We start from the raw sequence: 12,619 nt of genomic DNA, 5'->3' as shown, positions 1-12,619 counted from the left end.
CGCTGCCCGCGCTGACGCCCGCGCGGCTCGCCGCGTCCCTGCCCGTCCCGCTCGTGGACGGCTCGGACCCGGCGGCCGGGTTCCTCGCGGGCCTCACCGCGCTGGAGCCCGCGCAGCTCGCCGCCTCGATCGAGGCCGCGCCGACGCGCACGCCCGAGGTGAAGCTGACGCTCGCGCGCGTCCTGATCGAGCTGGGCGAGTCCGGGCGGGCCGAGCGGCTGCTCGAGGAGGTCGCGGCCGACCGCCCGCACGACTGGCGGATCGAGTGGTACCGGGCGGTCGCGCTGCTCGCTGCGGGCCGGATCGAGCCCGCGGACGCCGCGTTCGACCGGCTCTACTCGCTGATGCCCGGCGAGCTCGCGCCGAAGATGGCGCTCGCCGCCTGCCGCGAGCATCGGGCGCCGCAGGACGCGGCGCGCCTCTACGAGACGGTCTGGCGCACCGACCGGAGCCACATCAACGCCGCGTTCGGGCTGGCCCGGGTGAAGCTCGCCGCGGACGACCGCCCGGGCGCCGTCGCGGTGCTCGACTCGGTTCCGGCGACGTCGATCCGGTTCGTCCCGGCGCAGGTCGCGGCGGTCGGCGTCGCCGTGCGGGGACGTCCCGCCGAGCGGCTGACCCCGGGCGAGCTGGTCATCGCCGCGCAGCGGCTGGAGCGGCTCGACCTGGCCGGGGAGCACCGGGACCTGCTGGCCGCCGAGGTCCTGGAGGCCGCGCTCGACTGGACGATGCGCGGGCTCGTGCCGGGCGGCGTCCCCGGGCCGGCCCAGGGCGGGGACGTCTTCGGCGTGCCGCTCGCCGAGCAGCCGCTGCGCCGCCGCCTGGAGGGGACGTACCGGGCGCTCGCCCGGCTCACCCGGGACCGCGAGGAGAAGCGGCTGCTCGTCGACGCCGCCAACGCCGTCCGCCCGCGGACGCTGCTGTGAACGGGAACGGGAACGGGGACATGAACGGGGAGGGCAACGACACCGCTGTGGAAGCGAACGAGAGCGCCGCGAACGGACCGGCCGCGGGGGACGGCGCCGGGGGCGCGGGAGAGGCGAACGCGGGCGGCACCGGCGCGCGGAGGGAGCAGGGCGCGGTGAAGCCCGCCGAGCTGGCCTGCCCGCAGTGCGGCGTGGTCGTGTACCCGGGCGAGGCGTTCTGCGAGAACTGCGGGCGCCAGCTGATCGCCGGACGGCCCGGGAGCGGCGCCCCGCGCCCGTCCGGGCGGACCCGGTGCGTCGGGTGCGGGGAGGCCGCCGTCGACGGCGAGGGCTACTGCGAGCACTGCGGGATGAAGCAGCCCGCCGACCGCGACCACCTGGAGGTCGAGCTCGTGACGCCGGGCGGCCCGGTGGCCGGGGTGAGCGACCGGGGCAAGCGGTACGCGCGCAACGAGGACGCGTTCGCGATCGCGCCGCACACCACCGGCGTCGCCGCCGTGGTGTGCGACGGGGTCGGGTCGTCGCCGCGTCCGGAGACCGCGTCCCGCGCCGCCGCCGACACCGCGGCGGCCGAGATCGCCACGGCGCTCGGCGCGGGCGCGGCGCCGGGCGACGCCGTCCGGGCGGCGGTGCGGAAGGCGGCGGAGGCCGTCGCGGGCCTCGCCGACTCCCCGGAGGCGTCGCCGTCCTGCACGTTCGTCGCCGCGGTGACCGGCCCGGACGGCGTGACCGTCGGCTGGGTCGGCGACAGCCGCGCGTACTGGCTGAGCGAGTCCGACACGTCCCCGTCCGCGGCCCTCCGCGACACCGGCGAGCTGGACTCCTCGCAGGTCACCGCCGACCTGAAGGGCGACCCGAACGCCACCACGCCGGACGCCGAGACGCTCCCGCTCGGGCCGTCCCGGCGGCTGACCGACGACGACTCGTGGGCGGCGTTCATGGTCGCGTCCGGCGCACTGACCGAGGCCGAGGCCGAGGCGCACCCGAACGCGCACGTCATCACGGCGTGGATGGGCGCGGACGCGGGCGAGGTCCGGCCGCACGTGCGCGGCTTCGTCCCGGACCGGCCCGGCACGCTGCTGGTGTGCAGCGACGGCCTCTGGAACTACTTCCCCGGCGCCGGGGACCTGGCGGCCGTCCTGCGGAACGCGCAGGCGGACCCGGCCGCCGACCCGACCGGCGCCGCCAGGATCCTGGTGCGCCACGCCCTGGACGCGGGCGGACGCGACAACATCACGGTGGCCGTGCTCCCGATGGCGGCCGCCCCGAGGACGGAGCAGGACCGATGAGCGACCAGCCGCAGTTCACCGTCAAGATCGACCAGAACAAGTACCTCCCCGAGGGCGGCCGCGAGGTGCACGCCATCGTCTCGGTCGAGTCGGCCGGGGGTGTGGCGGCGGCGGCGCCGGCCGCGCAGGCGGCCGAGGTCATCATCATCGACACCTCGGGGTCGATGACCTACCCCGACACCAAACTGCGCGCGGCGATCGCCGCCGCGCAGACCGCCGTGGACACCCTCCGCGACGGCGTGATGTTCGCGGTGGTGTCCGGGTCGAACAGCGCGAAGATGGTGTTCCCGCAGCAGGCGGCGTTGGTGCCCGCCAACGAGCGGAACCGGGCGGCGGCCAAGGCCGCGCTGAAGCGGCTGACCGCGCAGGGCGGCACCGCGATCGGCTCCTGGCTGCGGCTGGCCGACCAGCTCTTCGACCCGTACCAGGCCGGCGTCCGGCACGCGATCCTGCTGACCGACGGCAAGAACCAGCACGAGAGCCCGGAGGAGCTGCAGGCGGTCCTGGCCCGCTGCGCCGGCCGGTTCGTGTGCGACTGCCGCGGCGTCGGGACCGACTGGGAGGTCGCCGAGCTGCGCAAGGTCGCCAACGCGCTGCTCGGCACCGTGGACATCGTCGCCGACCCGGCCGACCTGGTCGCCGACTTCCGCGCGATGACCCAGGCGGCGATGGGCAAGGCCGTCGCGGACGTGGCGCTGCGCGTGTGGACGCCGCAGACCGCGCGCCTGAAGTTCGTCAAGCAGGTCATGCCGAACGTCCAGGACCTGTCGGCGATGCGCGCCGAGACCGCGCCGCAGGCGGGCGACTACCCGCTCGGCGCGTGGGGCGCCGAGAGCCGCGACTACCAGATCTGCGTGGAGGTGCCGCCCGGCGAGGTCGGCAAGGAGCTGCGCGCGGCGTGGGTGAAGCTGGTCGTGCCGGGCGGTCCCGGCCAGGAGGCGCAGGTCCTCGCCACCGGGAACGTGCTCGCGCAGTGGACCGACGACGAGGCCCTCTCCACCAAGATCAACGCGCGGGTGGCGCACTACACCGGGCAGTCCGAGCTGGCCGACGTGATCCAGGAGGGCCTGGCCGCCCGCCGGGACGGCGACCTCGACACCGCGACCGCCCGGCTCGGCCGCGCCGTGAAGCTCGCCGACGAGGCGGGCAACGAGGCGGTCACGGCGGCGCTGCGCAAGGTCGTGGACGTCCTCGACCCCGCCACCGGGACCGTCCGGCTGAAGGCGAACGTGGAGAAGGCCGACGAGATGTCCCTCGACACCACGTCCACCAAGACCGTCCGGACACGCAAGGACGAGACGGTCCGGACCCGCCGTTCCGAGGTCTGATCATGGCTCTCTGCCCCGCCGGGCACACCTCCGGCTCCGACGACTACTGCGACGTCTGCGGCGAGCGCATCGGCGGGTCGTCCGCGCCTCCGGCGATGCCGCCCGCGGGGCCGCTCTCCGTGGGGGCGCCCCCGGCCCCTCCGACGGGGGGCATGTCGACGCAGGCGATGGTGATGCCCGGCATGCCGTGCCCGGACTGCGGCACCCCCGCCGCGGACCGGTTCTGCGAGCAGTGCGGCTACGACTTCGCCACCGGCGGCGGGCGGCCGAGCCCGCATCCGGCGGGAGGCGAGCCGTCCAACCCGATGCCCGCGCCGAACCCGCCCATGCCCCCGGGCCCCCCGCCCGGACCGAAGCCGGGTCCCCCTTCGCCGCCGCCGCTTCCGCACCCGGGCCCGCAGCCCGGGCCCCCGCCCCTGCCGCCGCAGCCCGGCCCCCCGCACCCCGGTCCGCCCGTGACGACGCCTCCGGTTCCGCCCGGGCCCCCTGTCACATCCGGGCCGGCGCAGACGGAATGGGTCGCCGTCATCGCCGCCGACCGGGCCTACTACGACGCGGTGATCGCGATGAACGGCCCGGACGCCGCGCGCATCGTGTTCCCGCCGTTCGCGCCCGAGCGCCGCATCCCGCTCTCCGGGGAGCGGGTGCTGATCGGACGGCGCAGCCCGAGCCGCGGCACCGACCCGCAGATCGACCTGCGCCAGCCCCCGGAGGACCCGGGCGTCTCGCACACCCACGCGGTCCTGCTCGCCCGCACCGACGGCCGCTGGTCGCTGGTCGACCCGGGCTCGGCCAACGGGACGTGCGTGAACGGCTCGACCGACCCGATCCCGAACAACGTGGAGGTCCCGGTGGGCGAGGGCGACCGCGTCCACGTCGGGGCCTGGACGACCATCACGCTCACGAGAGGCGGGACGCCATGACGGCCGTCCAGCGGCAGGGGGGCGCGTCCCCCGCGCCGGTGCCCGCTCCCCAGGCGGGGCCGCCCGCTCCGTCCGGCGGTGTCCGGCCGGGGCTGGCGGACGTGCGCGCACGAGCCGCGGCCACGCCGCCCCGCAAGGGCCTGCGCCGCGCCGTGCCGAGCACCAACTCCGGACGCATCCGGGCGTTCGTCGCGGGCGTCGTGGTCGTCCTCGTGGCGCTGCTCCTGCTCGCCTGGAACGGCGTCGACGACGCGCGCACCGGCGTCCGGGTCATCGACACGGCGGGTCCGCAGGTCATCGCGACCGGCGACCTCTACTTCCGCCTCACCGACATGGACGCGCAGCTCGCGCACGCGCTGCTGGTCGGCGACGGCCCCGCGCACAAGGACGACCGCCAGCAGGCGATCGACCGCTATACCGACAGCCGCAGCAGGGCCGACGAGGCCCTGATCCAGGCGGCGCGGCTGGCCCGCGACAGCACCGAGCGGCAGACCGCGCGGTCGCTCCTGGACGCCCTGGGCCGCTACGAGCAGTTCGCCGGGCAGGCCCTGCTCCAGGACCAGAACGGCCCCGTGCACTCCCCCGGGCAGGCGTCCACGCAGGTCACGAAGCTGTACCGCTCCGCGACCGACCTGATGAAGCTGGAGCTGCTGCCGCAGGCGTACAACCTGACGCTCGACAACGGCACGATCGTCCGGCACACCTACGAGGACAAGCGGTCCGCCGTCCTGACCGGCCGGACCATCGTGGTCGTCACCGGGCTCGTCCTGCTGGTGCTGCTGGCCGGGTTCCAGTGGTCCATGGCGAGGCGGTTCCGGCGGCTGCTGAACCTTCCGCTGGCGCTCACGACGGTCGCCGTGGTGGTCGTCGTCGCCTGGACGGCCGCGATGCTCGGAAGCGAGGCGGCGTCGCTGTCCAAGGCCAAGACGGACGGGTTCGACTCGATCCTCGCGCTCGCTCGTGCGCGCGCGATCGGCAACAGCGCGCAGGCCGACCAGACGCGGTACCTGCTCGACCCGGAACGCGGCGACACCTACGAGCAGGTGTTCCAGAGCAAGTCCCAGACCGTCCTGTACCTGCCCGCCGACAACCTCGCCGGGTACCAGGACTCGGTCAGGGCGCTGAAGACGCTCAAGACGGGCCCGAAGGACCATCCCATCCTGGGGTTCCTGGGCGCCGAGGGACACCGTCCGAGCAGCGACGCGAAGGCCCTGGGCGCCGTCCTGCGCGGTTTCCAGCGGTTCCAGGCGAACGACCGGCAGATGCGCGACCTGGCCAAGGTCAAGCAGACCGGCGCGGCGATCGCGTTGCAGACCGGCCAGGCCGCGACCGACTACGCCGCCTACGACGACAGCCTCGTCAAGCTCGCCGCCGTCCACCAGACGACGTTCGACAAGGCCATGAAGGACGGCAAGGGCGGCACCCAGGGCTGGCAGTACGCGCTGCCGATCGCGGGGCTGGTCGTCGTGCTGCTGCTCGTCGTGGGCGTCCGGCCCCGCCTGGCGGAGTACCGATGAGGAGGCGGGGGATGCGCACCCGGGGAACGAGAGGACTCACCTTCCGGGCACTGGCGGTGGGCCTGGCGGCGTCGGCGGCCCTGACGGCGTGCGGGGTCGCGGGGGCGTCGGGGTCGTCCGTCGCGACCAAGGACAAGCTGATCATCGGTGTCTACGCCGACCAGCCCGGCCTCGGCCGGCTGTCCGGGAGCACCTACCAGGGCTTCGACATCGAGATCGCCAAGCAGATCGCGAAGTTCATGCACGTGAAGACCGTCGAGTTCAAGACGATCACGGCGGACAACCGCGAGGGGAAGCTCCAGAAGGGCGAGGTCGACCTCGTCGTGGGCAGCTACTCGATCACCCCCGACCGCAAGACGAAGGTCTCGTTCGCCGGTCCGTACTACGTCGCGCACCAGAGCATCCTCGTGCGCGCGTCCGACGCCGCGCAGGTGACGGACGTGCACCACCTGGCGGGCCGCAGGGTGTGCAGGGTGAAGAAGTCGGTGTCGTTCCCGCGCGTCCAGAAGGAACGCGGCGTCCCGGTCGTCCCGGTCGACGCGACCGGCTACAACGACTGCCTGACCAAGCTGGTCGCGAAGCAGCTCGACGCGGTGTCCACCGACGACCTGATCCTCGCCGGGCTGTACGCCGAGAACGCCCGCGAGGGGGGTCCCGCGCTGAAGTTGGTGAAGACCTCGTTCTCGGACGAGCCGTACGGCGTCGGCATCAAGCAGGGCGACGTGGACGGGTGCGAGGCGGTCAACAAGGCGATCACGCAGATGTACCAGCAGAACATCCCGGGGAGGCTGCTCCAGGTGCAGTTCGGGTCGAGCGATCTCGACTTCACCTGGACCGTGCCCCAGTTCGAGGGCTGCGAGTGACCTCACCGGGACGGGACCGCGCCTTCGGGCGCCGTGGACCCCGTCCCGGAGGGGGGATTCGGACGATTGCTACCGGCCGGTCACTGAGATCCATCGGTTACGTAAGTGCCGGTCGCGTCCCGTGATCGTAAGTTATGGTCGCGTTCAAAACACGCAGGAAACGTCCACCGCGGTCCTGAGGGGTGCCATGACGACGCTCGTCCTGGTGGTGCTGTGCGTCGTGGTCGGGGCGATGGAGCTGTGGGCGGGGCGGCAGAGCCGCGAGCAGGCGCGCGCCTTCGCCCGCCGCGTGGACGAGCTGAACGACCAGGTCACCAAGCAGAACAGCGTGCTGGTGACGGTCGGCGAGCAGCTCACCGCCGAGCTGTCCCGGGTCAAGCGGGACGTGCTGCCCGCGCTCGACTCGCGGCTCCGCGACAACTCCGGGCAGGTGGAGGAGCTGGCCCGGCTGGTCCACCAGGCCGACTCGTTCCTGCGGTCCCAGGCCGGACGGCTCCAGGATCTGGAGCAGCAGCGGATCACGCTGGCCGCGCTGCGCCGCAAGCTCGGCGAGATGGAGACGTCCGTGCGGGCGGCCACGACCGCCACGGCGGGCGGCGGCGGAGAGGTCGCGGAACGGGTGGACGAGGCGGTCGCGCGCCTGACCGAGGTCGAACGCGGCGGCGCCGAGATGCTGGAGCTCCAGCGCGCCCTCACCCGCACCCTGGAGGACGTCGAGGACGTCGTCGCCGAGCTGCTCCGGTACACCGAGGGCGAGCTCGACAGCGCCGTCGCGTCGGCGCTCGCGGGCCGACCGAAGGTCGGCGGCGACGGCCTGTCGGTCACCGCGACCGGACGGCTGTGGAGCCGGGACGAGCAGCTCCAGGACATCCTCGGCGAGATGTACGAGGCGTGCCTGCGCGCCAACGGCCTCCAGGTGCGGTTCCGGACGGTCGAGGACGCCGACGGCACGGGTTCCGCCATCCCGGACCAGCGCCGCTACTTCCTCGGCGGACGCCAGATGGAGGAGCTGGCCGGGGCGTTCACCGCGCTGCTCATCTCGACCGGCGCGGACCTGGTGCCCGGCGGCGGCGTCCCTCCCGCGGGCGGCCTCGGCCGCGATCCGGGCGCCGCGCCCTCCCTGCCCGCCCTGCCCTCCGTCCCCGCGATCGTCCCGGCGGGCCGCGCCCCCGAGGACGAGGCGGCGCTGAAGTCGCTGCTGCGCGTGCTGTACGAGAGCGCGGGCGCGGTCGCTCAGATCGGGCCGCTGCTCGCCGTCCGGACGCGGGAGGAGCTGGTCGCGGCCGTGCTCGACCCGGCGCAGTCCCTGGAGCTGGAGAACGACGAGGTGTACTGGGACCCGTCGACCGCGATCGTCCGGCTGCGGCGCCTGCCCGCGCATCAGCTGTGGGAGCTGACCGCCTGGGGCGCGAGCGCGTAGGCGCGGACGGTCCGCTCGGCGGGACCGCCGAGCCGGACGAACACGGGGCAGCGCGCCGTCCCGGTCCGCTGGTCGGCCTCGGCGCACAGCCCGATCCCCGATCCGCGGTCGAGCAGCACGACGTTCTGCACGGCCCGCGCGGCGCGCACCGCGTACGGCACCGACGACGCGTCGCCCGGTTCGAAGAGCTCCTCGAAGGTCAGCTTCCGCGCGAACCGGACGAGCCCGTCCGCGTCCACGACCCGGCTCCCGACGGCGGAGGCGGGACCGGCGATGACGATGCCGAAACTCGGGTTCTCCTGGCCGCGCACGTAGATCTCGCGGTCGGGTTCGAGGCCCTTGCGCCGCTCGGGCAGGTGCAGCCCGAAGCCGGATTCGCCCGCCACGAACGCGGGCGGCCCGAATCCCGGCGGCATCGCCGTCTCGGGCACGTCCCACGGGGTGCCGCCGAAGCCGTCCTGCGGGGGTGCGCCGAACTCGCTGCGCCCGTGCGGCACGGCCACGCTGAACGCGCCGGACGGCTCGGCCCAGCCCGGCATGTACACGCCGATGCCGCGCACCAGGAGCCGCCAGACGGGCCGTCCGGTGACGTCGGGGGCGAAGGCGCCGCTGGGCCCGCGCGCCCCAGTGGGCACGGCTTCGGTTCCCGGCCAGGCCTCCCGCGCGGCGTCCATGCGCAACATCATCATGACCCGGACGCGCCCGCACAAGGGCGAGCCGCGACCCCCGAGGGAAACCCCTGTCCCGCGCGTACCACGCGTCCGTCCGGGGAAGGCGGTCCCGCGAGACCGCACCACGCGGCCAGTGCCCGCCGCCCCGCCGGTCCGCTACCGTTGGGGCCAACAGATCACGACGAGGACGCGACCATGAACATGCAGGACATGATGGTCTTCCGGGACGCCGGATCGCGGACCGTCGACCGCTATCTGATGAACTACGAGGGCCACGTCATCGCGGTGCGCCAGCACCCGGCGACGCTGCTGCTGCCCGTCTCGGCCGCGTTCCTGGCGCTCGTGGCGTGCGCCGCCGTGAACGCGTTCACCGGCTTCGCCTGGGTCTGGTTCCTGTGGGTCGTCTCGCTCGGCTACCTGCTCTGGCGGGTCTTCGCCTGGTCGATCCAGTTCTTCCTGGTCACCGAGCACCGGATCATGATGATCACCGGTGTGCTGAACCGCCAGGTCGCGATGATGCCGCTCGGCAAGGTCACCGACATCCGGTTCGACCGGTCGGTGCTCGGCCGGATGCTCGGCTACGGCGAGTTCCTCATCGAGTCCGCGGGCCAGAACCAGGGCTTCGACCACGTCACCTTCATGCCGTACCCCGAGCAGCTGTACCTGGAGGTCTCCTCCCTGGTCTTCGGCGCGCGCGACGCCGCCCCGGACTAGGGATCCCGTGCCGGACCACCCGTCCCCCGATGTCAGGATGGGGGAATGGAACGTACCTATGTGCCCGGCAGAGGGGACGAACGTGCCCTGCTGACCGGTTTCCTCCAGGCGCAGCGGGTCAACGTCCACCGCAAGTGCGAGGGCCTTTCGGACGACCTCGCCCACCGGCACCCGCTCAAGGAGACGTCCCCGCTGATGTCCGTGGCCGGCGTCGTGAACCACCTGCGCTGGGTCGAGCACCTGTGGTTCGAGCACGTCCTGCTGGACGAGCCCAACCGCGTCCCCTGGACGGCCGAGGACCCCGACGCCGAGTTCGACGTCGACGACGTCCCGTTCGCACGGCTGCTCGACGAGTACGCGCGGCAGTGCGCCCGCACGGACGAGATCGTCGCGTCGCTCCCCCTGGACCGGCTCGGCGTCCACACCCGGGACGAGCGGTCCGGCACCCCCACGGTCGGCTGGATGCTCGGGCACATGGGCACCGAGACCGCGCGCCACGTGGGCCACATCGACATCATGCGCGAGCTGCTGGACGGCACGGTTGGCGACTGAGGAAGCCACCGGCGGAGCCGCCGACGGAGCCATCGACGGAGCCACCGACAAGGACGCCCGCAGGGACCACGCGGAGGTCACCGCCCGGCTGCGGAAGGCCGGATGCGTCTTCGCCGAGGACGAGGCCGACCTGATCCTGTCCGCCGCGTCCACCCCCGGCGAGCTGGACGCGATGATCACGCGCCGCGCGGACGGCGAGCCCCTGGAGCACGTCGTCGGCTTCGCCGAGTTCCACGGCCTCCGGATCTCGGTGGACCGGGGCGTCTTCGTGCCCCGCCGCCGCACCGAGGCGCTGATCCGCGAGGCCGCCGCGCTCGCCCGTCCGGGCGCCGTCGCGGTGGACCTGTGCTGCGGCTCCGGCGCGCTCGGCGCCGCGCTGGCCGCGTCCGTGCACGGTCTCGAACTGCACGCCGCCGACGTCGATCCGGCGGCCGTCGCCTGCGCGCGCCGCAACGTGCCCGGAGGCCGCGTCCACGAGGGCGACCTGTTCGACGCCCTGCCCGGATCCCTGCGCGGACGCATCGGCGTCCTGCTCGCGAACGTGCCGTACGTGCCGTCCGGCGAGATCGGGCTGCTGCCCGCCGAGGCCCGCGACCACGAGGCCCACGTGGCCCTGGACGGCGGCGGGGACGGCCTGGAGGTCATGCGCCGCGTCACCGCTGACGCCGCCGCCTGGCTCTCCCCCGGCGGCCACCTGCTCTGCGAGACGAGCGAACGCCAGGCCGAAGCCGCCCTCGCGGCCTTCGCCGGAGGCGGCCTGGAACCCCGGATCGCCACCGACGAGGACTGGAACGCGACCATCGTCATCGGCCGCAGGCCCTGACCGCGCCGCGCCGGACCGCCAGAAGGCGTCCGGCGCGGCGCGCTCGCGGCGGGTCGGGTCAGCTGTCGAAGCCGAGGCCGAGGCGGTCGAGCAGGCCGAGCCACGGCCCCCGGCGTCCCGCGTTGCGGTCGGCGCGGGCGATCTCCCGGCGGGTCAGCTCGATCACGCCGTACCGCAGCGGCTCGGGCGGGAACGGGACGGGCTTGGAGCGGACCATCTTCAGCCGCGTCCGCTCGGTCCGCTCGCCGGGCCGCAGGCCGACGCCGAGCATGTCGAGCATGACGTCCGCGCCGAACCGGGTCGCGCCGACACCGAGGCCGGTGTACCCGGCGGCGTAGGCGAGGCGCCCGGAGTGCGCGGTGCCGTAGAACGCGCTGAACCGGCTGCAGGTGTCGATGACGCCTCCCCACGCGTTGCTGAAGCGGACCCCCTCGAGCTGCGGGAACGTGGTGAAGAAGTGCTTGGCGAGGGTCGCGAACGTCCGCGGCCGCCGCTCCAGCTCGGCGTGGACGCCGTTGCCGTAGTGGTAGATCGCGTCGTAGCCGCCCCACAGGATCCGGTCGTCCGCGGTGAGCCGGTAGTAGTGGAACTGGTTCGCGGTGTCGCCGACGCCCTGCCGGGCGTTCCAGCCGATCGCGGCCTTCTGCTCGGCCGACAGCGGCTCGGTGACCAGCGCGTAGTCGTAGACCGGGACGAGGAAGTGCCGCAGCCTGCGCAGCAGCGGCGGGAACGCGCCGGTCGCGAGCGCGATCCGGCGGGCCGTCACCGACCCGTACGCGCCGCTGACCCGCATGGGCCCGCGCCGGTCGGCGGACAGGCCGGTGACGCGGGTGTTCTCGTGGATGCGGACGCCCAGCGAGCGGCACGCGTCGGCGAGACCCCACGCGAGCCGCGCCGGATGGACCATCGCGACCCCGTCGCGGTCCCAGAGACCGCCCAGGTAGGTCGGGGATCCGAGCTGGGCGCGGACCTCGTCGGCGTCCAGCGGGACGAGCTCCCGCCCCAGGCGTGCGGCCGTCTCGACCTCCTCGTGGAGGCCGTCCAGCTGCCAGGGCTCGGTCGCGACGGCCATCTCGCCCGTCCGCTCCCACTGGGCGTCGATGCCGTAGCGGGTGAGCGTGTCGCCGATCCCGGCCAGGTTGTCCATGCCGAGGCGTTCGAGCAGCGGCATCTCGTCCGGCCAGCGTTCCATGCCGTTGCCGATGCCGTGGGTCAGGCTCGCGGCGCAGAAGCCGCCGTTGCGTCCGGAGGCGGCGCCGCCGACGCGGTCGGCCTCCAGCACCACCACGTCCAGGGACGGGTCGCGCTCCTTGGCGAGCAGCGCCGTCCAGAGACCGCTGTAACCGCCGCCGATGACGGCGAGGTCGCACACGTGGTCCCCGACGAGCGCGGGTCCGGGTTCGGGTCGTTCCCCGTCCGCCAGCCAGAACGAGACCGGCTCGGCGTCGGCGAGTGCCCTCAGCGGATTCACATTTCCAACTCCCTCGGTCCCCGCGGCGCCGACGCGGCGCGGCGCGGGGTGTTCGTGCCCGGTGACCCGCCGGCGGGCCGTCCGCGCCGTGGTCCGGCGCGGACGGCGGGCCGGTCAGGTGC

The 12,619-nt window shown here is 74.2% G+C and carries 12 protein-coding genes; 10 read left to right on the top strand and 2 right to left on the bottom strand.

From position 1 onward, the window contains the following. From EBO15_RS40660 to EBO15_RS40630, 7 genes are all read left to right on the top strand, one after another. Positions 1–926: tetratricopeptide repeat protein (locus EBO15_RS40660; protein ID WP_147481881.1), on the top strand; the 926-nt coding region annotated here is incomplete at its 5' end. A gap of 20 nt (positions 927–946) precedes the next feature. Next, positions 947–2,215 (top strand): PP2C family serine/threonine-protein phosphatase, encoded by a 1,269-nt coding sequence (locus tag EBO15_RS40655; protein ID WP_122199785.1) that lies wholly within the window; start codon positions 947–949, stop codon positions 2,213–2,215. Then, a complete protein-coding gene (locus EBO15_RS40650; protein ID WP_122199781.1) occupies positions 2,212–3,543 on the top strand; it encodes a vWA domain-containing protein in 1,332 nt (443 codons plus the stop codon). Before EBO15_RS40655 ends, EBO15_RS40650 begins: the two co-directional genes overlap by 4 nt. Before the next feature lie 2 nt (positions 3,544–3,545). Then, positions 3,546–4,466 carry an FHA domain-containing protein gene (locus EBO15_RS46970; RefSeq protein ID WP_122199780.1) on the top strand — a complete coding sequence of 307 codons (921 nt, stop codon included), beginning with the start codon at positions 3,546–3,548 and terminating at the stop codon, positions 4,464–4,466. Beyond that, the gene (locus tag EBO15_RS40640) at positions 4,463–5,983 is read left to right on the top strand and encodes a hypothetical protein (protein WP_233616810.1); all 1,521 of its coding nucleotides are present in this window, start codon (positions 4,463–4,465) and stop codon (positions 5,981–5,983) included. The genes EBO15_RS46970 and EBO15_RS40640 overlap by 4 nt, the downstream gene beginning before the upstream one ends. A gap of 11 nt (positions 5,984–5,994) precedes the next feature. Then, positions 5,995–6,846 carry a transporter substrate-binding domain-containing protein gene (locus tag EBO15_RS40635; protein ID WP_122199779.1) on the top strand — a complete coding sequence of 284 codons (852 nt, stop codon included), beginning with the start codon at positions 5,995–5,997 and terminating at the stop codon, positions 6,844–6,846. A 187-nt stretch (positions 6,847–7,033) separates the two neighbouring features. Next, entirely contained in the window at positions 7,034–8,266 is a 1,233-nt protein-coding gene (locus tag EBO15_RS40630) for a hypothetical protein (protein ID WP_122199778.1), read from the top strand. On the opposite strand, the gene EBO15_RS40625 is transcribed toward EBO15_RS40630, so the two are convergent. Then, positions 8,227–8,940: a hypothetical protein gene (locus tag EBO15_RS40625; protein ID WP_122199777.1), complete on the bottom strand. Its 714-nt coding sequence runs from the start codon at positions 8,938–8,940 to the stop codon at positions 8,227–8,229. The two genes, EBO15_RS40630 and EBO15_RS40625, sit on opposite strands and share 40 nt — an antisense overlap. A gap of 192 nt (positions 8,941–9,132) precedes the next feature. On the opposite strand from EBO15_RS40625, the gene EBO15_RS40620 reads away from it, so the two are divergent. From EBO15_RS40620 to EBO15_RS40610, 3 genes are read left to right on the top strand one after another with little or no spacing between them, the layout of a single operon-like run. Beyond that, positions 9,133–9,651: a PH domain-containing protein gene (locus EBO15_RS40620; RefSeq protein WP_233616809.1), complete on the top strand. Its 519-nt coding sequence runs from the start codon at positions 9,133–9,135 to the stop codon at positions 9,649–9,651. A gap of 45 nt (positions 9,652–9,696) precedes the next feature. Further along, a complete protein-coding gene (locus EBO15_RS40615) occupies positions 9,697–10,203 on the top strand; it encodes a DinB family protein (protein ID WP_122199776.1) in 507 nt (168 codons plus the stop codon). 31 nt (positions 10,204–10,234) lie between these two features. Continuing rightward, a complete protein-coding gene (locus EBO15_RS40610; RefSeq protein WP_122199782.1) occupies positions 10,235–11,026 on the top strand; it encodes a putative protein N(5)-glutamine methyltransferase in 792 nt (263 codons plus the stop codon). Positions 11,027–11,084: 58 nt separating this feature from the next. Here the strand turns inward: EBO15_RS40610 and EBO15_RS40605 are convergent, their stop codons facing one another. Further along, on the bottom strand, positions 11,085–12,497 hold the full coding sequence (locus tag EBO15_RS40605) for an NAD(P)/FAD-dependent oxidoreductase (protein ID WP_122199775.1): 1,413 nt from the start codon (positions 12,495–12,497) through the stop codon (positions 11,085–11,087). Between the last annotated feature and the right edge of the window lie 122 nt (positions 12,498–12,619).

This window comes from Actinomadura harenae (assembly GCF_003696215.1).
In the GTDB taxonomy this organism is placed as follows: domain Bacteria; phylum Actinomycetota; class Actinomycetes; order Streptosporangiales; family Streptosporangiaceae; genus Spirillospora; species Spirillospora harenae.
This window is presented reverse-complemented; position numbering and strand designations above follow the sequence as displayed.

Bases quoted from the DNA above. Each gene is read 5' to 3' on its own strand.
- EBO15_RS40655 (WP_122199785.1), top strand. From the start codon at position 947: ATGAACGGGGAGGGCAACGACACCGCTGTGGAAGCGAACGAGAGCGCC.
- EBO15_RS40650 (WP_122199781.1), top strand. From the start codon at position 2,212: ATGAGCGACCAGCCGCAGTTCACCGTCAAGATCGACCAGAACAAGTAC.
- EBO15_RS46970 (WP_122199780.1), top strand. From the start codon at position 3,546: ATGGCTCTCTGCCCCGCCGGGCACACCTCCGGCTCCGACGACTACTGC.
- EBO15_RS40640 (WP_233616810.1), top strand. From the start codon at position 4,463: ATGACGGCCGTCCAGCGGCAGGGGGGCGCGTCCCCCGCGCCGGTGCCC.
- EBO15_RS40635 (WP_122199779.1), top strand. From the start codon at position 5,995: ATGCGCACCCGGGGAACGAGAGGACTCACCTTCCGGGCACTGGCGGTG.
- EBO15_RS40630 (WP_122199778.1), top strand. From the start codon at position 7,034: ATGACGACGCTCGTCCTGGTGGTGCTGTGCGTCGTGGTCGGGGCGATG.
- EBO15_RS40625 (WP_122199777.1), bottom strand. From the start codon at position 8,940: ATGGACGCCGCGCGGGAGGCCTGGCCGGGAACCGAAGCCGTGCCCACT.
- EBO15_RS40620 (WP_233616809.1), top strand. From the start codon at position 9,133: ATGAACATGCAGGACATGATGGTCTTCCGGGACGCCGGATCGCGGACC.
- EBO15_RS40615 (WP_122199776.1), top strand. From the start codon at position 9,697: ATGGAACGTACCTATGTGCCCGGCAGAGGGGACGAACGTGCCCTGCTG.